General features: G+C 66.6%; 18 protein-coding genes. 10 read left to right on the top strand and 8 right to left on the bottom strand.

Annotated features, from left to right (window positions below; translation table 11 throughout):
* Window positions 1-36 precede the first annotated feature (36 nt).
* Together DFR29_RS04010 and DFR29_RS04005 are read right to left on the bottom strand one after the other, a co-directional pair.
* Window positions 37-456 carry a hypothetical protein gene (locus DFR29_RS04010; protein WP_133817277.1) on the bottom strand — a complete coding sequence of 140 codons (420 nt, stop codon included), beginning with the start codon at window positions 454-456 and terminating at the stop codon, window positions 37-39.
* A gap of 220 nt (window positions 457-676) precedes the next feature.
* Window positions 677-3,955 (bottom strand): CHAT domain-containing tetratricopeptide repeat protein, encoded by a 3,279-nt coding sequence (locus DFR29_RS04005; RefSeq protein ID WP_133817276.1) that lies wholly within the window; start codon window positions 3,953-3,955, stop codon window positions 677-679.
* A gap of 182 nt (window positions 3,956-4,137) precedes the next feature.
* Between DFR29_RS04005 and DFR29_RS04000 the strand changes: the two genes are divergently transcribed.
* From DFR29_RS04000 to DFR29_RS03990, 3 genes are read left to right on the top strand one after another with little or no spacing between them, the layout of a single operon-like run.
* Window positions 4,138-4,623, top strand: coding sequence for a YajQ family cyclic di-GMP-binding protein (locus DFR29_RS04000; RefSeq protein WP_133817275.1), 486 nt, complete (start codon window positions 4,138-4,140; stop codon window positions 4,621-4,623).
* Window positions 4,624-4,630: 7 nt separating this feature from the next.
* Window positions 4,631-5,053, top strand: coding sequence for an alternative ribosome rescue aminoacyl-tRNA hydrolase ArfB (gene arfB / locus DFR29_RS03995; protein ID WP_133817274.1), 423 nt, complete (start codon window positions 4,631-4,633; stop codon window positions 5,051-5,053).
* A complete protein-coding gene (locus DFR29_RS03990) occupies window positions 5,050-5,649 on the top strand; it encodes a lysophospholipid acyltransferase family protein (protein ID WP_425598819.1) in 600 nt (199 codons plus the stop codon). Before arfB ends, DFR29_RS03990 begins: the two co-directional genes overlap by 4 nt.
* A gap of 123 nt (window positions 5,650-5,772) precedes the next feature.
* Here the strand turns inward: DFR29_RS03990 and DFR29_RS03985 are convergent, their stop codons facing one another.
* Window positions 5,773-6,249 (bottom strand): hypothetical protein, encoded by a 477-nt coding sequence (locus DFR29_RS03985; protein ID WP_133817273.1) that lies wholly within the window; start codon window positions 6,247-6,249, stop codon window positions 5,773-5,775.
* A 134-nt stretch (window positions 6,250-6,383) separates the two neighbouring features.
* Between DFR29_RS03985 and DFR29_RS03980 the strand changes: the two genes are divergently transcribed.
* Window positions 6,384-8,855 carry a Calx-beta domain-containing protein gene (locus tag DFR29_RS03980; protein WP_133817272.1) on the top strand — a complete coding sequence of 824 codons (2,472 nt, stop codon included), beginning with the start codon at window positions 6,384-6,386 and terminating at the stop codon, window positions 8,853-8,855.
* A 78-nt stretch (window positions 8,856-8,933) separates the two neighbouring features.
* On the opposite strand, the gene phhA is transcribed toward DFR29_RS03980, so the two are convergent.
* A complete protein-coding gene (phhA, locus tag DFR29_RS03975) occupies window positions 8,934-9,824 on the bottom strand; it encodes a phenylalanine 4-monooxygenase (protein WP_133817271.1) in 891 nt (296 codons plus the stop codon).
* A 140-nt stretch (window positions 9,825-9,964) separates the two neighbouring features.
* On the opposite strand from phhA, the gene DFR29_RS03970 reads away from it, so the two are divergent.
* Window positions 9,965-10,435 carry an Lrp/AsnC family transcriptional regulator gene (locus DFR29_RS03970; RefSeq protein WP_133817270.1) on the top strand — a complete coding sequence of 157 codons (471 nt, stop codon included), beginning with the start codon at window positions 9,965-9,967 and terminating at the stop codon, window positions 10,433-10,435.
* Between the two features lie 25 nt (window positions 10,436-10,460).
* Here DFR29_RS03970 and DFR29_RS03965 read toward each other — a convergent pair whose 3' ends face one another.
* Window positions 10,461-11,687 (bottom strand): DUF3142 domain-containing protein, encoded by a 1,227-nt coding sequence (locus DFR29_RS03965; protein WP_133817269.1) that lies wholly within the window; start codon window positions 11,685-11,687, stop codon window positions 10,461-10,463.
* Between the two features lie 7 nt (window positions 11,688-11,694).
* Window positions 11,695-12,471, bottom strand: coding sequence for a rhomboid family intramembrane serine protease (locus tag DFR29_RS03960; protein WP_133817268.1), 777 nt, complete (start codon window positions 12,469-12,471; stop codon window positions 11,695-11,697).
* Window positions 12,472-12,667: 196 nt separating this feature from the next.
* Here DFR29_RS03960 and DFR29_RS03955 point away from each other — a divergent pair, with 196 nt between their 5' ends.
* Complete coding sequence (locus tag DFR29_RS03955) at window positions 12,668-14,425, top strand: DUF885 domain-containing protein (RefSeq protein WP_133817267.1); 1,758 nt, start codon at window positions 12,668-12,670, stop codon at window positions 14,423-14,425.
* Window positions 14,426-14,552: 127 nt separating this feature from the next.
* Window positions 14,553-15,731 carry a GGDEF domain-containing protein gene (locus tag DFR29_RS03950; protein WP_133817266.1) on the top strand — a complete coding sequence of 393 codons (1,179 nt, stop codon included), beginning with the start codon at window positions 14,553-14,555 and terminating at the stop codon, window positions 15,729-15,731.
* A gap of 265 nt (window positions 15,732-15,996) precedes the next feature.
* On the opposite strand, the gene DFR29_RS03945 is transcribed toward DFR29_RS03950, so the two are convergent.
* Both DFR29_RS03945 and DFR29_RS03940 read right to left on the bottom strand, forming a co-directional pair.
* A complete protein-coding gene (locus DFR29_RS03945) occupies window positions 15,997-17,673 on the bottom strand; it encodes an MFS transporter (RefSeq protein ID WP_133817265.1) in 1,677 nt (558 codons plus the stop codon).
* 11 nt (window positions 17,674-17,684) lie between these two features.
* A complete protein-coding gene (locus DFR29_RS03940) occupies window positions 17,685-19,055 on the bottom strand; it encodes a DcaP family trimeric outer membrane transporter (protein WP_243745952.1) in 1,371 nt (456 codons plus the stop codon).
* A gap of 207 nt (window positions 19,056-19,262) precedes the next feature.
* On the opposite strand from DFR29_RS03940, the gene acs reads away from it, so the two are divergent.
* The 3 genes from acs to DFR29_RS03925 all read left to right on the top strand — a co-directional run bounded on the left by acs (window position 19,263) and on the right by DFR29_RS03925 (window position 22,910).
* Window positions 19,263-21,209, top strand: a complete 1,947-nt coding sequence (gene acs, locus DFR29_RS03935) for an acetate--CoA ligase (RefSeq protein ID WP_133817264.1) — start codon at window positions 19,263-19,265, stop codon at window positions 21,207-21,209.
* Between the two features lie 102 nt (window positions 21,210-21,311).
* Window positions 21,312-21,983, top strand: coding sequence for a response regulator transcription factor (locus tag DFR29_RS03930; protein WP_133817263.1), 672 nt, complete (start codon window positions 21,312-21,314; stop codon window positions 21,981-21,983).
* A gap of 381 nt (window positions 21,984-22,364) precedes the next feature.
* A complete protein-coding gene (locus DFR29_RS03925) occupies window positions 22,365-22,910 on the top strand; it encodes an ECF-type sigma factor (RefSeq protein ID WP_133817262.1) in 546 nt (181 codons plus the stop codon).

The raw sequence follows: 22,910 nt of genomic DNA, 5'->3' as shown, positions 1-22,910 counted from the left end.
GCCGCAGCCCGCGGACTGCGGCGGTACCGTCAGGGCTTACGGCGTATCGCCGGTCCAGCTGCCGTCGTCCGGATCGCCGCCGCCGCCGCTGACCGACGCGCCGACATACACGTGCAGATGATGGCTGCGCTCGCCCGGCGTGCCCTGCAGGCTCATGCAGAAATGCCGCTGGATATAGGTCTGTACGTTGTTTTCCAGCGGGCCGGGCGCGTACAGCAGGCCGGTGATCTGGTCGTAGACCGGGCTGTAGGCCACATTCGTCGCGTTCTTCCAGGCCGATACGTACGCGGCATTGGGGGAAGTCAGCGCGAGTTTCTTGAGAATTTTCTGGCTGGTGACCGGATGCAGATCCAGCTCGACCACCATGGTGTCGCCCTCGAGGACGCAGACGATGTCGGGAAAGTCGATCGCGTGATTGACGACGTAGTTGTTGGATTCGAATGCAGTAAGTGCCATGGCCCCTTCCATTGCAGTGGGTTGCCAGTGTCCTGTCCGCTGACTGCGCGCGAGGGAAGCGCGTGTTGCGATACGTCCGTTGCGAAGTCTGGTCGCACCGGGTGGCGGGGAAATCCGCCGCACCGGGCGTGCTGCAGGCAGGGGACAGGGCACTGGGCGGGCCACATGCCCGCAACCTACTCAGTGCCTGCGCGGCGGATAAAGTCTCAGCGCAGCGGCGTCACCAGCCCCACACGGCCAGCCCCGCCCATAGCGCCGGGCTTGCCTGCGGATAGGTTTGCAGCATCTGCAACTGGCTGCGCCGCAGGGCTTGCGCCGGGCGCAACGCGGCAGCCTGCGGATCGGCATAGAACGCGTCCATGAGTTCGGGCATCACGCCGTCCTGCACCGGCCACAGCGTGGCCACTACATGGCGTGCGCCGGCCTGCAGGAACGCATAGGCGACGCCGAGCGTGCCCTCGCCGGCGATCGCACGCCCGTTCGCGCTGTCGCAGGCGGCCAGCACGACCAGGCTGGCGCGCAGGCGCTGGGCGCCGATGCGCCGGGTCGACAGGAATCCGTCTATCGCCGTGCCGCGGGCATCGAACAGCGACAGCACCAGGCCGGAACCGCCAAAGCTGCTGCCGCCGTCCACGCCGTGTGTCGTAAAATGCACAATATCAAAAGAGTTTAAAGAAACCTTTTCTACATTATCCAGGCGGGCCGACAAGCCCAGCAGCAGCGTGCTGTGCTGTGCGCCCAGGCGCTGCTCGATCCGCTGCAGTTCCTGCGCACTGCCGTACAGGCGCCTGTCGTCGTTGCGCAAGGCCGGCGTGGCAGATTCCGCCGCAGGGGCCAGGCCGCCCAGGCGCGCATCGTCGCGGCTATACACCGGATCGCCGACCAGCAGCGCGCTGTAGTCGGCACGCAGCCCTGCCGCGGCTGGCCGCAGCAACAGCCAGGCGGCCGGCAGGCGGCTCAGCTCGTGCCGCTGCACCAGATAGCCGGGCTGGTCGCCGCAGCGCAAGGCGGCGAACGGCAGAGCTTCGAGTTCGCCATCGGCAACGATCAGCACGCGCGGCGTGACGATGCGGGCAGCCAGGGGTTGCCAGACCAGGGCACACGCCTGTGCCAGCGCCGCCTGCCAGCGCGGCGGCTGGCCGCCGCTGGCACCGTCGCCGGCGGCCAGGCTGGCGCGTACCTCGCGCACCGCCGCGGCAATGACGGCGGCTTCGGCCAGGGGCTGCGAATGCAGTGCATCGCGCTGCACGACCCAGGCATGGCTGCCCTGGGCTTGCTGGCGATACACCAGCAGCGTGGTATCGGCCGGCAAGGCTTGTTGCAGATCGGCGATGCGCAATTGCGCGCGCTGTGGCCGCGGCAAGGCGCCGTGCCGCAGGCGGTCGTCGAGCTGGCGCAAGGCCGCGCCCGCAGCGCGGATCTCGCGGTCGAGCTGGCGCAGGGCATCGCGGTCGCTGCTGCGCGCCTCGCTGAGCTTCCAGCGCGCCAGCGCCAGCGCGGCCAGCTGGGTCAGCAGCGGCTCGCGTTCGGCCACGGCCGCAGACGACAGGTTGCTGCCCGCTGTATCGAGACTGTCGCGCAGGCTGCGCGCGCGAAAGTCTTCGCTCAAGACCAGCGCTTCGGCGGCGCGCGCGGCACCGCCCTGGCTGTCGCGGGCCTCCAGCAACAGCGCGATCAGGCCCTCCTGTGCTTCACGCTGGACTGCGAAGAAACTCGCCCGCAGCTCCGGGTCGTACAGCGTGGTGGCGGCCTGCTCGGTCGCGGCGATGGCGCGGCGGTAGGCTGCTTCGGCCGCCGCCGGCTGGCCTTCGGCACGCAGCGCCGCGGCAATGACGGTATACGCGTCCAGTTGCGGCAATACCGCCAGGCGCCGGCTTTTCAGCGCGGCCGCGGCCAGCGTGCGGGCCTGCGCCGGCTGGCCTTGCAACAGCGCGAGCTGGGCCAGCTCTACCCGGGCGCTGTCGGCCAATGCACTTTGTTTCAGCGGCGCGGCCGCGGCCAGCGCCTGTTCGGCCAGGTTTGCCGCAGCAGGCAGGTCGCCGCCGCGGCGATAGATGCGCGCCGCACGCAGGCTGGTGTCGGCCTGCAGCAGCGGGCTGGCATCGACCGCCGCCGCCGCGACGGCCTCGTCGGCAGAAGCGCGCGCCTCCACGGTATCGCCCTGCGCCAGCTGTGCTTCGGCCAGGCGCGCCAGGGTCGCCACCACGGCGTCGCGGCGGCCACCGCCGCGCTGCAGAACCAGCGCCTGCTGCATCAGGTCGACCGCCAGTGCGGGTTCTCCCAGCAGCAGCTGCACGTAGCCGCGACTGCGCAGCGCCAGCGCCTCGCCGGCACTGTTGCTGCCGCTGCGGTAGGCCACGCTGGCCTGTTCCAGCTCCTGCAGGGCATTGGCCAGCTGGCCCTGGGCAATACGCACCAGGGCCAGGTTGTAGCGCGCGTCGCCGCTGCCGGGCAGGTCGCCCAGCTGCCGGCGCAAGGCCAGGGCGCGCTCGAAATGCGCGGCGGCAAGGCCGCTGTCGCCCAGCAGGAACCAGGCACCGCCGAGATTGTTCTGCGCGGTCGCGATGCGCTGCAGGTCGCCGCTGGCCTCGGACAGGGCCAGCGCTCGTTCGTAGCAGGTGCGCGCCTGCTGCAGGCTGTTGCGCAATGCACCGCTAAGGCAGAGGTTGTTCTGGATCACCGCGCGCAGCAGGTCGTCGTCGACCCCATCCAATGCCGCCAGCGCCTGCTGCAATGGCCTGGCGGCCAGACGCCCGTCGCCCAGCCAGTAGTGATTCATGCCCAGATTGTTCAAGGCCGATGCCTGGCCACGCGGATCGGCCGCGGCACGCCAGACCGGCAGTGCCTGTTCCAGCACCGCAATCGCCTCGGGCCGGCGCGACTGGCGCGCGAGTATGCGTTCCTGCATACCGCTGCAGCGCAGATAGCCGGCGCTGTCGCCGCTGTCGCGGCGGGCCTGGCACAGCGACTGCACCAGCACGGCGGTCTGCGGTTCGCGCAGGCGTTGCGCATCGGCCATGCGCTGGGCGACTTCGGCCGCGCCCAGGTCCAGGCCGAAGGCAGCGCTGCGCGCGCTGTCGGCCAGCTCTACGGCTTCCAGGCTCAGCTGCACCCGGCCAGGTGGCGAGCCCAGCCGCGGTGCGCGCAGTTCCAGGCGCAGGCCGGTTTCGTTGCGGGCCAGGGCGAAGCGCTGTTCGCCCCAGCGCAGGATGTCGTCGTCTTCGGCACGCCAGCGCTGCGTGGCACCGACCAGTTGCGCCTCCACGTCGATACCCTGTTCGACGACGCGCAGGCGCAGCGCCTGCGCCGCCGGCAGATCCAGGACCAGCTGCAGGCTCTGGCCCGCCTGCAACACCCGTTCCTGCGGCTGGCCCGGCTGCAACCGTGGCAGCGCCGCAGGATCGGCCGCCGGCAGCGCTACGGGCAACAAGGCCAGCAGCACGCCCAGGCAACTGCCGCGGCGGAAAAAGCGGAAGCAGCGGCGGCGATCCGGCGGCATGCGGCGTCCTGGCGTGAATTTCTGCTCAAAGTGTAGCGCCACGGCTGCCGCTGCAGCCGTCGCGGAATGCGGCCGGTCCGGTCCGGCGCAAGGCACGAAAGTGCCTGGCAACCGTCGCACGGGCCACGGCTGCCCCCCGCAGGCTGGCCGCCGCGGCCGTGTGCCGGGCTACAATCCGGCGCATGCCATCCTTCGATATCGTCTCCAAGCTCGACCAGCACGAAGTCGCCAACGCCGTCGACCAGGCCAACCGCGAACTCGACAAGCGCTTCGACTTCCGCGGCGCCGAGGCCAGCTTCGAGCTGGCCGACGGCGTCGTCACGCTCAAGGCGGACGCCGAATTCCGCCTCAAGCAGATGCAGGAAATCCTGTTCCAGCGCCTGGTCGCCCGCAGCATCGACATCCGCTGCGCCGACGCGGCAGATCCGGAAACCAACCTGTCCTCGGCGCGGCAGAAAATCACCCTCAAGCAAGGCATCGACCAGCCCCTGGGCAAGCAGATCGTCAAGTTCCTCAAGGACGGCAGCTTCAAGGTGCAGGCACAGATCCAGGGCGATCAGCTGCGCGTCACCGCCAAGAAACGCGACGACCTGCAGCTGGCCATCGCCGCGCTGCGCCACAACAGCGACATCGAGATGCCGCTGCAGTACGAAAATTTCCGCGACTGACCCGGCCATGCTCGAAGTCACGCCGCAGATTCATATCCACGACGACGAACTGAGCGAAAGCTTCGTGCGTTCGTCCGGCCCGGGCGGGCAGAACGTCAACAAGGTCGCCAGCGCGGTGGAATTGCGCTTCGACGTGGCCAACTCGCCCTCCCTGCCCGACGCTGTGCGCACACGCCTGCTGGCGCGGCGCGACCGCCGCATCACCGCCGATGGCGTACTGGTGATTTCCGCCAACCGTTTCCGCGACCAGGGCCGCAACCGCGAAGACGCGCGCGAACGCCTGGCCGAAGTCGTGCGCGCCGCCACGGTCGTGGCGAAGAAGCGCATCGCGACCAAGCCGACCAAGGGTTCGCAGGAACGCCGGCTGCAGGAAAAGAAATCCCGCTCGGCACACAAGGCCGGCCGCTCCAAGAGCTGGAAAGACGAGTGAAGCCGCCTTACCTGCCCGACAGCGCAGGCCAGCCGCTGCAGATACCGTTGTCGCGGCAGAACACGTACCGGCGGTTTTTCGCCTGGCTGCTGCGCGCCTGCGGCTGGAAGCTGGCTGGCCAGTTTCCCGACCTGCCCAAGCTGGTCTTCGTCGCCGCGCCGCATTCGTCCTGGTGGGACGGGGTGTGGGGCCTGATGTTCAAGGTTGCGGTCGGCCTGGACGCCTCGTTCATGGCGAAGAAGGAACTGTTCGCCGGACCGCTGGGCTGGCTGCTGCGGCGCATGGGCGGCATACCGATCGAGCGCAGTGCCTCGCACGGCGTGGTCGAGCAAATGGTGGAGCGTTTCGCCGAACGCGAACGCCTATGGCTGGGCATCGCCCCGGAAGGCACGCGCAAGACGGTGACAAAGTGGAAATCGGGATTCTGGCAGATTGCCCACGAAGCCGGCATACCCGTGATGGCGCTGTATTTCCACTATCCGGAAAAGATCATCGGCATAGGCCCGGTGTTCGAACTCAGCGGCGACAAGGATGCCGACATCGCGCGCATCCGCGCGTTCTATCGCCCCTGGCGCGGCAAGAATCGCGGCGCCTGAACGCAGCGCGGGCTTGCGGCGCAATTCGCTGCGCTCATCGCGCCCTACCGGCACGCCGCGCCTTCGTAGGGTGCGATGAGCGCAGCGAATTGCGCCGCGCGGCACCACGCAGGGGTCAGGCGCTCAACGCAAGCCCATACGCAGGCGGCGCGCGCCGATGCGTAGATTGCCGGCCGCGCCAGCGGCGAGGTTCAACACGGCGGCGCCGATCACCAGGGCCACCGACGGCAGCTGCGAGGTGCTCCAGCTCAGTGCGGCCGGACCACCGAAGGTAAGCAGGCCCGATATCAGCAAGGCCGTGCCCGGCACCAGCTGCAGCAGCCAGCGCCGCCAGGTCCACAGCTGGCGGCCGTGACGGCTGCGCCACCAGAACGGCCCTACCAGCATGGGCAGGGGCAGGCCGAGCAGTGCTACCACCGGAAACAGCAGAGCCAGCGGCGAAGCGAGCAGGACCAGCTCCGTCGCCGCCAGGCCAACGACCAGGGCAAACGCCGCGTCCCAGCGCCGCGCATGCGTAGGCTCGCCGCTGCTCCAGGCCGCCGCACAGGCAAACCCGGCGAGAGCGAGGCAGAGCAGCGCGATAAGCAGGAGATTGGCCATGTGCCGCAGTCTGTACTTTGTTCATGACAGCGCGGCTACAGCGCCTGTCTGTTCGTTTTTTCGGCCGCCCCGCGTTTTTCAGGCTGGAAGCGACTCGCCGCTTCCGCTTCGCCCTGCCCTGTGGGAGCGTCACCATGCCTGGTTTTTCCTGTACTCGCCTTGCCTCCGCCCTGCTCGCCCTGACCGCGCTGCCGGCGGGCGCCGCCACTTTCAACGTGATCACCGACGGCTCGGCCGGCGACAGCAACCTGGCCGACAACGCCTGCGGCATTTCCGGCGGCGGCTGCACCTTGCATGCCGCCATCCAGCAGGCCAATGCGACGGCTGGTTTCGACCGCATCACCATGGGCCGCAACAAGGTCACGCTGACACAAAGCCTGCCGACTGCGTCGGAACGCGTCGTCATCGACGGCACCCGGCCGGGCAACGGCCGCGCCGAGATCGACGGCAACAACACGAATGGCTGCATCTCGTTTTCCTCGCCCGGCGGCGGCGGCCAGGCGGCCAATCCGCTGGTGCCGCAGGCGAACAATTCGCGCGTGGAAAACTTCGTCATCCACAACTGCTCGGGCAACGGCGTCAATCTCGACGGCCACGGCTACGTGGTCTACAACAACTACATCGGCCTGCTGCCCAACGGCAGCACTGCCGACGGCAACTCCGGCGACGGCGTGTCGATTTCCGCCGACATCACCGACGGTGCCATTCCGAACCTGTCGGGCATACCGCTGCCCGAGGAACTGGCCGACCTGCCCGCCATCCTCACCTTCATCGCCGCGGCCGCGCCGGCGCTGGCGCCCAACGGCATCGTCACCAACGTGATTTCCGGCAACGATGGCGACGGCATCGAGATTTTCGGCCAGTACACAGCTACCAATGTCATTTTCGATAACATTATCGGCTTGAACGCAACCGGCACGGCGGCCGTGCCCAACGGCCAGAACAGCACCAGCCACGGCATTCTGCTCACCGCGTCAACCTATCTGAACTTCATCGGCATCGACAATCGCGTCGCTGGCAACAGCGCCTCGCCGCTGTCCGACGGCATCAATATCTCCACCGGCAAGGTGCCGTTCCCCAACTTCGTCGCAGGCAATTTCGTCGGTTTCGCGCCGACCAATCCGCTGACAGACCTGGGCAATGCGCAGTCGGGCATCCGCGTCGCCGACGCGCGCATCACGGTATCCGGCGATCCAGTGCCCAATCCGGTGCAGCTGTCGGCGGTGATAGGCCCGGGCAATATCGTCGGCTACAACCGCGGCGGCAGCGGCGTGGCGGCGACCGATCCGAACAACGACAAGGGCGGCATCGTCGTCAGCGGCGGCAATTCCGACCATGTGCGTATCTGGGCCAATATCGTCGGCCTGTCCACGCCCGACGGCAGTGCCGTGGACATCGGCAACGCCGCCGACGGCATCAATATCGCCGGCAGCGACCACGAAGTCGGCGGCGCCACCGCCGTGGAAGGCAATATCGTCGGTGCCAACGGCCGCCATGGCGTGGTCGTGCGCGGGGTGCGCAATCGCGTGCGTGGCAATGCCATCGGCACCTTGCCGCCGCCGCTGGACGGCGCCGACCAGGGCAATGCCGGCATCGGCCTGTGGGTGCTGTCGGGCGGTACGCGCATCGGCGGCGACAACGATGCCGAGAAGAACGCCATCGCCTTCAACGATTCCCACGGCGTGAAGTTCACCGGTACGGCTGCCTGGTCCAACCTGCTGCGCAAGAACTCGATCTATGGTGTGCCGACGGGCAGTCTCGGCATCGACCTGGACGTGGTCGACAACGGCGTCGACCCGACCGACGACAGCAACGGCGGCGACCGCAATGTGAACTATGCACAATGGCAGCAGAACACCGTCGTGCTCGGCGCGGCCGGCTATACGCCGGGCGGCGGCGGCAGTTCCGCCGGCTGGAGCCTGCAGTCGGCACCGAACGGCCAATACCGCATCGAGTTCTTCGTCAACGATGATAACGCTTCCGGCGGCAAGACCTTCCTCGGCGAAACCACTGCGGCCACCAATGCGGCCGGCCTGTCTTCCGGCAGTGCGGCACTGAGCCCGGCCACGCCGATGGATACGCGCGGCAAGTTCATCACCGCTACCGTGACTGACCTCAAGCCGACCAGCCCCGGCGCCGGCGAACCCAACCCGCCGGGCCTCGGCGCACCCGGCCCGGCCAATAACACCTCGGAGTTTTCCGCACCGGTGCGCGTACCGATTCCCGGTTCGGTGCGCGTGATGGCAGGCTCGGTCGCGTTCACCATTGCGGAAAACGCCGGCAATGCGGTGATCAACGTGGAACGTTTCAATTCCGCCGAAGGCGCGATCGACGTCGACTACAGCACCGCCGTCATTCCCGGCGGCGCGACCACACCCGGCGATTTCGCCCAGACCAGCGGAACGCTGCATTGGAACGACGGCGAATCCGGCAGCAAGAGCATCCTGGTGCCTATCGTCGCCGACCTGGTGACCGAGCCGGCGGAAAGCTTCTCGGTCCAGCTGTCCAATCCGCAGGGCGGCGTGGAACTGGTGTCGCCGCAATCCGCGACGGTGACGATCGACGTTTCCACGCCGGTGACCTTGCAGTCATTCGAGGTGGAATAGTCGTCTTGGTGGATAACGTTCATTTTGCCTTCGCCGCCGGCGGCAACCACGTCGGCGGCGAAGTCGTGCAAAGCGTGCTCAGACGTCGCCGTCGTTGAGCCAGCCCTCGCCGCTGCCGCGCTGGAATACCGTGTCGCTGTCGAGCACGCTGCCGGCCGGTACCGACGCCTGGTCGGCCAGGCGCGCGTACAGCGGGGTGAAATCGGGGCGCGTCGCTTCCATCAGCTGCTCGTAGCTGTCGATGACGAAATAGGTCTTCTGGTAGGTGTCGATGCGGTAGCGCGTGCACATCACGCGTTCCAGGTCGAAGCCGATGCGGTTGGGCGCGGCGGAATCGAGGCTGTAGATCGACTCGCCCTTGGAGCTGACGATGCCGGCGCCGTAGATGCGCAGGCCTTCCGGCGTGTTGATCAGGCCGAATTCCACCGTATACCAGTACAGCCGGGTCAGATTGACCAGCGCCTCGGGCGCGATCGCCGCGGCTTTCACGCCGCCCGCGCCGTAAGCCTGCATGTAGTCGGCGAACACTGGATTGAGCAGCAGCGGTACGTGGCCGAACAGGTCGTGGAACAGATCGGGCTCGGACAAATAGTCCAGTTGTTCCGGCTTGCGTATCCACCAGGTCACCGGGAAGCGCCGCGCGGCCAGGTGTTCGAAGAACGTGAGTTCGGGCAGCAGGCCTTCCACGGCGATGAGTTCCCAGCCGGTGCTGTCCTTCAGCACGCGATTGAGATCGCTGAATTTCGGGATGGCGTCGGCCGACATGCCGAAGCGCTCCTGGTTCTCGACGAATTCCTTGGCCGCGCGCCCCACCAGCAGCTCGCGCTGGCGCTGGAACAGGGTGGACCAGGTCTGGTGGTCGGTGGCGCTGTAGCCGTCCCAGGGTTGCTCGATCACGCGAGTGGTATAGACCGGCACATAGCCCTTGTCGGTCAGCTGGTGTTCGACTCTTTGGGCGGCAGTCTGCATGGCGCTCTCCGGAACAGCTGCGCAGGACGCGCAGCGACCTACAGTCTAGAGGCGAAAGCGCGCAACAGGCTTGCTTTGTTGCGCCAGATTACTGGTCTGTCGCAATATACGGCCACAATTTCGACATATTGCGCAATATTATGACTGATACCGAGCTCGACCGCATCGATCGTCACATTCTCGACGTATTGCAATGCAACGGCCGCATCACCAATAGCGAGCTGGCCGAGCAGGTCAGCCTGTCTGCGTCAGCCTGCCTGCGCCGGGTGCAGCGTCTGGAACACAACGGCGTCATCAGCGGCTATGCCGCGCGGGTAGACCCGCGCGCGGTCGGCCTGGGTCTGCAGGCCTTCGTGCGCGTGCAGCTGGCGCGGCACGACGCTCAGTCGATCGCGCATTTCGTGCGGCGCGTGGGCGAATCGGCCGAGGTCGTGGCCTGCCATGCGCTGACCGGCGACATGGACTATCTGCTGCACGTCGTGGTGGAAGACCTGGATCACTTCTCGCGCTTCCTGCTCGACCGCCTGCTCAACGAATCGGGGGTGGCCGACGTGAATTCCAGTTTCGTGCTGCGCACGGTGAAGCAGACCGCTGCACTGCCGATGGCCTAGGCCGTACGGATTCAGCGCACTCGCCTCAATCGGACTGCGTCAGCACCGGTGCCCCGCCACGGCAGCGCAGCCAGCCCAGCGGGCGGCGGCCGCCGGCGCGCAGGTCGTCCGCATCGGCAAGGCGGAACACCGCGCCAGCGCCGTCGCGCTCGAACACGTAACCGCTGGCGGCATCGCCGGCCGGACAGTCGCCCTGTACCCGCCAGTAGCGCGGCAGCGGTGCATCCAGGCTGCCTTCGTTGTCCAGCACCAGATCGATCGCGCCGTCCGCCTGGGCCTGCTGCTGCAGACGCAGTCGCGGCCGCAGCGGCTGCGCATGGATGACTGCCTGCAAGGTGGGCAGCGACCAGGCACGGCGATCGCCCGCGCGCGGCAGGCGGAACCAGATGACGCCGGCCAGCTGCGCCGGCCGCTGCGTCTGCAGCTGGCGCAGCAAGCCGGCCACCGCCGCCGGGTCGACCTTCAATTCGCGTTCGCCCACGCTGCGCCGCGGCAGGCTCTGTTCGCTTTCCACGGCTTCGACCGCCCCGTCCGCCGCCAGCTTCAGGCGCGCACCGTAGGCCGGCAAGGCGAGCAGGAACGGCTTGCGGCTGCGCTGCGCCCAGGCCTGGCTCCAGCGCAATGCCTGGGCCGCATCGAACAGGCCGGCAGCGGGACTGGCCACCGCATGCACCTGCAGCACGCTTTCGTCGACTGCAGCGAGCAGGGCCGGCAGATCGCTCGCAGCGGTCCAGGCCGGCAGCGCCGTGATCGACAGCCGGGTCTGCGCGGGCAACTGTCGCCGCAGCGCGGTCAGCTGCTGCGCATACCCGGCCAGGCGCGCGCTGGCACAGTCGTGATCGATTTCCACCGCCGCGGCAAGGCCAGCCTCGTGCCAGCGCTGCAGCAAGGCGTTCAGGCGCGCGGCCAGTTCTACGCCAGGCCAGTCCGGCGCGCTGCCGTCCAGGCGTGCGACCAATACCAGGGCGCGGCCGTCGGCACGCAGCGCGGCGAGATCCGGCGCAGTCTCGATCCAATTGCCGCGGGCGTCGCGCTGCAGCGCCAGTACGCGCAGGCCAGCGAAATCGGCGCGCGAATCGCGCAGAGCCGCGCGCAGGGCGTCGTCCCATTGGCGCTGCCAGACATAGGCACTGTGCGGCAGCGGCGGCGGCGGCGGCGGCGCAGCACAACCGCCGAGCAGGACGAGCGCCAGGCCGGCCAGCACGCCGCGGCAGCGCCGGGCGGGAATCCACCGCTGGTCTGCTGGCGTCATGCCTGCCTCAATGCAGCGTCGGCGGCTCTTCCTCGCGGCGCCGGCGCGGAAATTCCAGGATGGTGCCGCGCTCCTCCGGCATCCGGTGCCAGAGTATCGGCACCTGGTTCGGCCGGGGCATTTCGAAGGTTTCCGCCTCGGCCGCAGCAGCGGCGGCAGCAGCTTCTTCTTCCAGCTCCCAGCTGGGCTTGGGCAGCGCTGCCGGCGGATCGAGCTTCTGCCAGAGGAAGGCCGCCACCGCGCCGGCCAGGGCACCGCACAGGTGGGCTTCCCAGGACACGCCGATCTCCCGCGGCAGCACGGTCATCACCATGCCGCCGTAGAGAAAGAACACGATCATCGCGATCACGGTCGCATTGCGGTCGCGCCGCAGCAGGCCGAGCAGGAACAGATAGAACATCAGGCCGTGGGTCACGCCGCTGGCGCCGATATGCCAGGACGGCCGTCCGATCAGCCAGATACCCAGGCCGCCGGCGATCCAGATCAGCGCCAGCGCGCGCACCGAGCCGCGCGGATAGTTGAACAAGGCCAGGGTCAGCAGCACTGCCAGCGGCAGGCTGTTCATGATCAGGTGTTCGAACGAGCCGTGGATCAGCGGAGCAGTCAGCACGCCGGGCAGACCGAACCACTCGTGCGGGTAGACGCCGAAATCGCTGAAGTCCAGGCGCCCCAGGTCTTCCACCAGCTTGATCAGCCAGAGCACGGCAACCAGGGCCAGGGCGATCAGGCCGGCGCGCTTGAGCTGGGGTGTATCGCGGCGGGGAATGGCAGCAGAGGTATCCATCGCGGCGAGGTTGGGGCATAGGCGGGGCACTCAAGTGGCGGCGCGGGGTCGCCGAAAAGGGCACCAGCCACGCCCTGGCCGCCGGATTGCGCAAGCCGCGGCCGGACCGTCTGGCCAACAATCGGCTACGACCTTTTGCAGGGGCGGCGCGCAGGCGGCATGGGCTAGCCTTGGCGGGTTGCCCAGGAGAAAAACCATGTCGCCATACCGTCTTGCCACCTCCCTGCTCGCCCTGGCGCTGGCCTTGCCGGCCATTGCCCAGGATTCCGCCGCCGACCGCTTCAAGAACCTGTACGAACGCGAGTGGGCCTGGCGCCAGCAGGAAAGCCCGCAGCTGGCGAGCTACCTTGGCGATCATTCCCGCGGCGGCGAACTCGGCCATGTGGACGAGAAGTCGCAGTTGCGCCGATTGAAAGATTTGCAGGCGTTTCAACGCGAGCTGGAAGCCATTTCGCCCGACCAGCTCAGCGCCGCGGACAAGATCAACTACGCCATCTACCGCGCCCAGCTGGCCAACCGCATCGGCGGCATCCAGGTGAAAGACTACCTGCTGCCGATGACCTCGGATTCGAGCTTCTACGCCGATCTGATGCAGATGCCCGAATCGCAGCCGCTGAAGACCGCGGCCGACTACCGCACCTATATCGCCAAGCTGAAAGCGATACCGGCCTATTTCGACGAACACATCGTGCTGCTCAAGCAGGGCGTGAAGATTGGCATGACCCTGCCCCAGGTCGTACTGCAGGGCCGCGACGGTCCGCTGCGCGAAGTGGCCGAGAACAAGGATCTGGCCAAGAACCCGTTCTACCAGCCGTTTGCCAAGCTTCCCGCGACGATCAATGCCGACGAAGCCGCCGCACTGCGCCGCGACGGCGAGGAAGCGGTCAGAAAGCATGTGGTTCCGGCCTACGCCAGGCTGCTCAAGTATTTCGTCGACGACTACGTGCCGCATGCGCGCAAGACCCTCGGCGCCTACCAGCTGCCCAACGGCCAGGCCTACTACCAGCAGCAGATCCGCGAATACACCACGCTGGAATCCACGCCGGAGGAAATCCACCAGATCGGCCTGAAAGAAGTCGCGCGAATTCGTGCAGAAATGGAAAAGGTAATGAAGGATGCGAAGTTCGACGGCGACTTCGCCGCGTTCCTCACCTTCCTGCGCACCGATCCGCAGTTCTACGCCAAGACCCCGCGCGAGCTGCTGATGATCGCGCGCGACATTGCCAAGCGCATCGATGCCGAGCTGCCGAAATACTTCGGCAAGCTGCCGCGCCTGCCCTACGGCGTGGCGCCGGTGCCTGCGGCGATCGCGCCCTACTACACCACTGGCCGCTACAGCGGCGCGCCGGCCGACGGCAAGACGGCCGGATTCTATTGGGTGAATACCTGGAAGCTGGAAGCACGGCCGCTGTACGCACTGCCCGCGCTGACCCTGCACGAAGCCGTGCCCGGCCATCACCTGCAGGGCGCACTGGCCAACGAACAGGGCGAGCAGCCGCCGTTCCGCCGCTACAGCTATATCTCGGCCTTCGGCGAAGGCTGGGCCTTGTATGCGGAACACCTCGGCGTGGAAATGGGCATTTACGAAACGCCGTACGAACAGTTCGGCCGCCTTACCTATGAAATGTGGCGCGCCTGCCGCCTGGTGATCGACACCGGCATCCACGCCAAGGGCTGGTCGCGGGAACAGGCACTGGCCCTGCTGCGCGACAACTCGGCCCTGTCCGAGCATGAAATCACCACCGAAGTGGACCGCTACATTTCCTGGCCGGGCCAGGCGCTGAGCTACAAACTGGGCGAACTGCGTATCCGCGAATTGCGTGCCGATGCCGAGCGCGAGATGGGCGACAAGTTCGACCTGCGCGCTTTCCACGACGCGATCCTGTCATTGGGTTCGGTGCCACTGCCACTGCTGGATCAGCGTGTGAAGGCGTTCATTCACGAAGGTAAATAAATGCTTTCGTAATTTTTGCTCGTTGCGGAACGGCCTGCATTGCAGTTAGATCGCAGCAGGCCGCGCCGGCAAATGCGTTTGCACGTCGCGCAGAGGGGGTTATTTGCTGCTCGACGTGCGCACGGCAATGCTGCTGACTTCGGCCATTACGCTGGTGTTGTCGCTGTGTCTCGCCTTCACCGTGCGCCAGAGCCGTCGGCCGGCCGCCCTTGCCAGCCGGCTATGGGCACTGGGCACCGCGCTGCAACCGCTGGGCTGGCTACTGCTGGGCCTGCGCGGCCATATCCCCGATCTGTTCTCCGTCGTCTGCGGCAACGGCCTGATCTGCCTGGCCTATGCGCAGTATCCGCGCGCACTGGCCGCCTTCAACAGCGACCAGCGTCCGTCGCAACTGCCCAACCTGCTCGCCGCCAGCACACTGGTGCCGGTGGCGTTCTATACCTGGCTGGAATACAACGTCCAGATGCGCACGGTCATCACGTCCGGGCTGCTGCTGGCACTGTTCGTACTCACCCTGCGCGAAATCCATCGCGGCGCAGTACGCGCTCTGGCCGGCCAGCACATTCTCGCGGCAACCTTCGCCATCGGCGCCGGCCTTCTGCTGGTACGAATGGTGTTCGAGACGGTCAATCCCGCGCCGCTGACCAGCGCCCTGGCCGCCACGCCGATGCAGAGCGCGCTGTTCGGCTATGCCGCACTGGCCCCGGTCGTGGCCACGTTTGCATTCTTCCAGATTTCCAGCGACCGCCAGCGGCTGGAACTGGAAACCCTGGCTGCCACCGATCCGCTGACCGGCGTACTGAACCGGCGCATGCTCGACCAGCTCGTCGCGGGCCTGCTGGCAGAATCGCGCCGCCATGGCCGGCCGCTGTCGGTATTGCTGCTCGACGCCGACCGCTTCAAGGACATCAACGATGCCCACGGCCACCACGTCGGCGATTTCGCCCTGCGCGCGCTGGTGCACGCGGTGCGCGAGCTGCTGCGTCCGGGCGATCTGATCGGGCGCCTCGGCGGCGAAGAATTCCTGGTCGTGCTCAATGCCACGGCGGAAAGCGAAGCCGTGCTGGTGGCCGAGCGCCTGCGCGCCTCGGTGGCCGCGCTTGACCTGCGGCAGGACGACGCGCGCCTCGCCCTCTCCGTCAGCATCGGCGTGGCGACGCTGTCGCCAGAATGCAGCGATTTCAACGAGCTGGTGCGCAGCGCCGACCACGCCATGTATGCGGCCAAGCGTGGCGGCAGGAATCGCGTGGTCTCCGGCGAATTCAAGATGCGGCAGGCGATGCTGGATTCCACCACTGCGGACTAGGGCCCTGTCTCGTCAATACGCTAACGAAATTCCGGATGGATATCGCCAGGAGACCAGGCGCGATGAGGAAGCGTAGCAGCGCTACGGCGACCAATCGCAACGACCTATGCGGCGAAAGCCACCAGAATTATTTGAGGGTATTGGCGAGACAGGACACCAGCAAAGCACGCGTAGCGAGCCACCAATACCTGTCCACGCATGAGCATCCGCAAAACAAAGGCGGCCTTGCGGCCGCCTTTGTCGTTACCTTGTTTCCACAATCGTCTTATTTGGAAATATCGACATCTTTGGTTTCGCGCAGGAACAGGCTGCCGACAACAAAGGTGAACAGGGCGATCACGATCGGATACCACAGGCCCTGGTAGATATTGCCAGTCGCCGCAACCAGGGCGAATGCCGTCGTCGGCAGGAAGCCGCCGAACCAGCCGTTGCCGATGTGGTAGGGCAGGCTCATCGAGGTATAGCGGATGCGGGTCGGGAACAATTCCACCAGCCAGGCGGCGATCGGTCCGTAGACCATGGTCACGTAGAAGACCAGGATGGTGAGCAGGATGAACACCATGAAACGGTTGATCTGGGTGGGATCGGCCTTGTCCGGGTAGCCTGCGGCCTTGGTCGCCGCCGCCATCGCGTCGGTGAACGTCGTGCTTTGCGCCTTGAACTGGTCGGCATTCAAACCGGCACCGTCGAAGCTCGGTATCGTCGTCGTGCCGATCTTGACGCTGGCCAAGGTGCCGGCCGGCGCCGCTTCGTTCACGTAGGGAATGTTCTTGCCGGCCAGGTAGCCCTTGACGATGTCGCAGGAGCTGCGAAAGGTCACGTGCGACTTCAGCTCGCCGGGAACGAACTGGAAGGCGCACTGGGCCGGATCGGCCAGGACCGTGACGGGCGAGGTCTGGCTGGCTGCCTCCAGTGCCGGATTGCCGTAATGCGTCAGCGCCTTGAAGATCGGGAAATAGGTCAGCGCGGCAATCAGGCAGCCGGCCATGATGATCGGCTTGCGCCCTATTTTGTCGGACAGCCAGCCGAACACGACGAAGAACGGCGTGGCTGCAGCCAGCGCCCCGGCCATCAGCAGGTTTGCCGTCGTCGCGTCGATCTTCAGGGTCTGCGTGAGGAAGAACAGCGCATAGAACTGGCCTGCATACCAGACCACGGCCTGGCCGGCGGTGGCGCCGAGCAGGGCCAGCAGGGCGATCTTGCCGTTACTGGAGAAAAAGCTCTCCGTGATCGGCGCCTTCGAACCCTTGCCTTCGGCCTTCATCTGCTGGAACAGCGGCGATTCGTTCAGCTGCAGGCGAATCCACACGGAAATGCCCAGCAGCACCACCGACAGCAGGAACGGAATGCGCCAGCCCCACTTGTCGAATTCCTCGGTGCCCAGCCAGGTACGGCAGCCCAGGATCACCAGCAGCGACAGGAACAGGCCCAATGTCGCCGTAGTCTGGATGAAGCTCGTATACAGGCCACGTTTGCCCGGCGGTGCATGTTCGGCGACATACGTCGCCGCACCACCGTATTCGCCGCCCAGGGCCAGCCCCTGCAACAGGCGCAAGGTGATCAGGATCACCGGCGCGGCAATACCGATGCTGGCGTAACTGGGCAGGATGCCGACCAGGAAGGTCGACAGGCCCATGATCACGATGGTCACCAGGAAGGTGTACTTGCGCCCGATCAGATCGCCCAGGCGGCCGAATACCAGCGCGCCGAACGGCCGTACCGCGAAACCTGCGGCAAAAGCCAGAAGTGCAAAGATGAAACCACTGGTCGGGCTCAGCGCGGTGAAGAACTGCTTGGCGATGATCGCCGCGAGCGAGCCGTACAGATAGAAGTCATACCATTCGAACACGGTGCCGAGGCTGGACGCGAAGATCACGCGCTTATGGCCCTGGGTGAGCGGCGCACTGCCGGGAACGGCGGTGCCTTGGGGAACGCTAGCCATGAAGATCCTCCTCAGAACGAATACTTGGCCATGAATTGCAGGCGGTCGATGTCACCGTTGGCACCACTTTCCAGCTCGCGCCGGCCGATCATGTATTCCACGCCCACGTCGAGCTTGGGCAGCGGCGAATAGATCAGGTTGAGACGGAAGCTGGACGAGCTCTTGGTGACGCCGGTGCCGGTAAAGGCCAGCGGATTGTCGTAGTCGCTGCGTGCGTACATCAGGTTGCTGCGCAGTTTCTTGCTGAAGAGGTGGCGCCAGGCGACGTAGCCGGCCCAGCCGTCGATCGCTTCGAGATCGTTGCTCGCATCGAGCACGCTGTCGGCGGTTATGCCCAGGCCGATGTAGCGGCTGATCGAACCGCCGGTGAACTGGTAGCGGATATCGTTGCTTTCGCCGAGGTTCCATTTGCCGCCGACGCTCAGCGCACCGCCGAACTGGCTGTCGGTGATCGCCGGCGTCGTGCCGGCAGCCGGACGGTCTACCCGCAGATCGCGCAGCAGTCCCGCTACGCCGAAATGACCCCAGCTGCCTTTCCAGGTGTAGCGCGCCGCCAGGTCAGGCAAGGCGCCGCGGTCGGAACTGGCCGCCGCGCCGCCGCCGCGGGGCAGTACCGTGGTCTGCGGGTCTTCCAGCGAAATCTGGAAATTTCCCGTGGTATAGCGAATCTGCGGCTGGCGCACGAAGATCACGCCGTCGGTCGGGCCGATGAAGTCGACCGCTTCGGGCAGTGCCGCAGTATCCATGAAGGTGGACCAGGTCTGACCGGCCGTCCACTTGTTCCAGTAGACGTAGGCATGGCGCAGGGTGAGGCCGTAGGTATTGGTGGCGTTCTCGTTGCCGAGCGCGCCGCCGAAGAAGTCCCATTCGACGAAGGCACCGAGCTTGTCGTTGTTCTCGGTCACCGTATCGATGCCGATGCCCAGGCGGGAGAATTTCGCCCCGGCGTCGTAATCGGTATTCGAACCGGCGCCGCCGACCGGCGTCTGGCCGGGCACGTACAGGTCGCGGCCTGAGGCGGAATCGGCGAGCTGGCCGCCGTCCGTACGGGTGAGCATGAAATCGCTCTTGATGAAACCGCCGATCTTCACCGTGGTACCAGGATTGGCACTGGGCGTCAGGGTGGTGCTCTGGATCGGCAGCTTGACCCCTGTAGCCGCCGGGCCGCTCGCCGCGGGTGCGGCGGCGGGTGCGGCAGCCGTGGCTTTCTTCTGCGCTTCGACGGCCGCCTTGAGCTCGGCCAGTTGTTGTTCGAGTTGATTGATGCGGGCTTCCAGTGCGGCCTCGCTGCGGCTGTCGGCGTGAACCGCTCCGCTCAGGCCAAGCAGCAGGGCGCCCGCGAGTGCGGTGCGGCGAAATGAAAAATGACGCGAGATAGCCATTGGACGACCCCTCCCAAGGTGTGTGGCGGGCTGAGGTTGCGCCGCTGTCATTTGGACGCCTATTCGCCATTGGTCGAAGCGCCCGCACGAATCGACTAAAGTCGGATTGGTTGCGCCTGCCGCCGGGTTACTGTGATGCGCTGCAGCAGGGGAGGGCCGCCGGGTGCGGAAACTTGCTGAAATTGGCAATGTATAAAAGGACAAATCATGTCGAACAAGATCTATCCGGTAGACGCGGATTACGCCGCCACTACGCGCGTGACGCGCGCGCAATATGAGGCGCTGTACCAGGAATCGGTAACCGATCCGGAAGGTTTCTGGGCGCGTACGGCGCAACGGATCGACTGGATCAAGCCGTTCAGCCAGGTCAAGGATGTGTCCTTCGCCGCCGACGACCTGCATATCCGCTGGTTCGCCGACGGCGAGTTGAACGTCTCGGCCAATTGCCTGGACCGCCATCTGGCCACGCGCGGGGACAAGACCGCCATCGTGTTCGAGGGCGACGACCCGGCCGATTCGCGGCACATCAGCTATCGCCAGCTGTACGAAGACGTTTGCCGGGCGGCCAACCTGCTGCGCAACCTCGGCATACGCAAAGGCGACCGCGTCGCGATCTACCTGCCGATGATTCCCGAAGCGGCCGTGGCCATGCTCGCCTGTGCCCGTATCGGCGCTGTGCATTCGGTGGTGTTTGGCGGTTTTTCGCCGGATTCGCTCGCCGGCCGCATCGCCGATTCCCAATGCAAGCTGGTGATCACCGCCGACGAAGGCCTGCGCGGCGGCAAGAAAGTGGCGCTGAAGGCGAACGTCGACGAAGCGCTGACCCGGCCCGGCACCACGTCGGTGGAAACCGTACTGGTGGTACGCCGCACCGGCGCGCCGATCGCGATGCAGACGCCGCGCGACCGCTGGTGGGCCGGCCTGGTCGAGGAACAATCGGCCGAATGCGCGCCGGAGCCGGTCAATGCCGAAGATCCATTATTCATCTTGTACACTTCTGGATCGACCGGCATGCCCAAGGGCGTGCTGCATACCAGCGGCGGCTACCTGACCTACGTCAGCTATACGCACGAGTGCGTATTCGACCTGCGCGAAGACGATGTCTACTGGTGCACCGCCGACGTCGGCTGGGTGACCGGGCATTCCTACGTGGTCTACGGCCCGCTGGCCAACGGCGCCACCACGGTGATGTTCGAAGGCGTACCGAACTGGCCCGACATCAGCCGCTTCTGGCGCGTGGTGGACAAGCACAAGGTGACGATTTTCTACACCGCGCCGACGGCCATCCGCGCGCTGATGCGCGAAGGCGAAGAACCGGTCAGGCGCACCTCGCGCGCCTCGATCCGCCTGCTCGGTACCGTGGGCGAACCGATCAACCCCGAGGCCTGGGAGTGGTATCACCGCGTCGTCGGCGACGGCCGTTGCCCCATCGTCGATACCTGGTGGCAGACCGAAACCGGCGGCGCGCTGATCACTCCGCTGCCCGGCGCGACTGACACCAAGCCCGGTTCGGCGACCAAGCCGTTCTTCGGTGTGATACCGGCCATCGTCGATACCAACGGCGTGGTGCAGGAAGGCGCCTGCGAGGGCAACCTGATCCTCACCGACTCCTGGCCCGGCCAGATGCGCACGGTCTACGGCGATCACAAGCGTTTCGTCGATACCTATTTCCGCACCTATCCCGGCGCCTATTTCACCGGCGACGGCGCACGGCGCGATGCGGACGGCTATTACTGGATCACCGGCCGCGTCGACGACGTGATCAACGTATCGGGCCATCGCATCGGCACGGCCGAGGTGGAAAGCGCGCTGGTGTCGCATCCCAAGGTCGCCGAGGCGGCCGTGGTCGGCTGCCCGCACGACATCAAGGGCCAGGGCATCTACGCCTATGTCACCTTGAAGGCCGGCGAAAACGGCAGCGACGAGCTGCGCAAGGAACTGGTGCACTGGGTGCGCAAGGAAATCGGACCGATTGCCTCGCCCGATTACCTGCAGTGGGCGCCGGGCCTGCCCAAGACGCGCTCGGGCAAGATCATGCGCCGCATCCTGCGCAAGATTGCCGAGAACGCGACCGACCAGCTCGGCGATACCTCGACCCTGGCCGATCCGGGCGTGGTGCAGAACCTGGTCGACCAGCGCCTGATTCGCAGCTGAGTCTCCTGGCCAGCGCCGCGCGGGCCGTGGACGGCGCCCGTGCGGCGCCGTCTCAGTGCACTGCCATTGCCGCGGCGGCGCGCCGATGCCATGCTCGGATGCATGTCCGAGATCCTCATCGCCGACGACCACCCGCTGTATCGTGACGCCCTGCGCCGTGCCCTCAACCAGGCGACGCCGGGCGCCAACCTGTATGAAGCCTCGACCGTGCCGGAACTGCTGACCCTGGTCGAAGCCCATCCCGAAGCCGAACTGCTGCTGGACCTGCACATGCCCGGCGCGCGCGGCTTTTCCGCCCTGGCCCATCTGCGCGGCCAGTACCCCGGCCTGCCGGTGATCGTGGTGTCGGCGCACGAGGAAGGCAGCGTCGTGCGGCGCGCCCTGGCGCATGGCGCCGCAGGCTATATCCCCAAGTCCAGTTCGGCCGAGACCATCGTCGAGGCGATACGCCACGTCCGCGAAGGCGAGATCTGGCTGCCGCAGGCACATGGCAGCACTCCCGCCGCGCTGCGCGACGACGAGGCACAGATCGCCGCCCGCGTGGCCGAGCTCACGCCGCAGCAATTCCGCGTGCTGGCCATGATCGCCGAAGGTCTGTTGAACAAGCAGATCGCCTACGAACTCGGCGTGTCCGAGGCCACGGTCAAGGCGCATATGACCGCGATCATGCGCAAGCTCGGCTGCAACAACCGCACCCAGGTGGCACTGGCGGCAAGCCAGCTGGCGCTGGAACCCAACCCGATCCTGCCGACCAGCGACCTCGACGAGGCCTGAGCGCCGCGCGGCGCGATTGCGGCCCTTGGGGCACCCTGTGCGTTCCGGCCACTTGCCATCGTTGTTACTGGAAGCCGCGGCGCAGTCCTGGCAGGCTAGCGTATGCAGTCGCCAGCAGATGGCCGGTGCCGGGGGGCGCCGTAGCGGGCTGATGCCGAGGCAAGCGTCGCCAGCGTCGTGGTTGGCGACAGGGATTGGTGGCCTGTAGCGGATGAATCGGAGAGGGATCGCGAAGGACTGGTCGTGCAGGACGCCGCTGCGGAGCGAGTCCAATAGCCCACGCTATTGACCGAGTGAGCAGCAAGTACTGCGCGGCCAGGACGAACGAGCTGCTTTCGATTCATCCGTTACAGGCCACTGGAAACACCGGCGGGGGCGCCCATGGCAGACAACGAATACGACATCACCCGCTTGCTGCGCGCCGCCCAGGACGGCGACGCGCAGGCGCTGGACCGTGTGCTGGCCCAGGTCTACGAGCGCCTGCGCCAGTTGGCCCGGCGCCAGCTTGCGTCCGACCGCGGCGCGCAGACTTTGTGCACTACCGCACTTGTACATGAAGCCTTCGTCGGCCTGATCGAGCGCGGCCAGCTCGAATTCGAGGACCGCGGCCGCTTCTTCGCCTATGCCGCCACTGCCATGCGCAATGCCCTGATCGACCGCGTGCGCCGCCGCGGCACGCGCGAACGCCATGCAGGTGCCGTCGCCGCGGCCGAAGCCGGCGACGACAATGCCCTGGACCTGGCCGCACTGGACCAGGCCTTCGCCCGCCTGCAGACGCTGGACCCGCGCCTGGCGCGCATCGCCGAACTGCGCCTCGCCGCCGGTTTCAGTTCGCCGGAAATCGGCGCCATGCTCGGCATCACCGACCGCACGGTGGAACGCGACTGGCTGAAGGCACGCGCGTTCCTGAGCGCCTGCCTGGGCTGA

This window comes from Tahibacter aquaticus (assembly GCF_004363655.1).
Classification (GTDB): Bacteria; Pseudomonadota; Gammaproteobacteria; order Xanthomonadales; family Rhodanobacteraceae; genus Tahibacter; species Tahibacter aquaticus.
The sequence above is the reverse complement of the archived record's forward strand: the minus strand, read 5'-3'. Positions and strand labels throughout refer to the sequence as shown.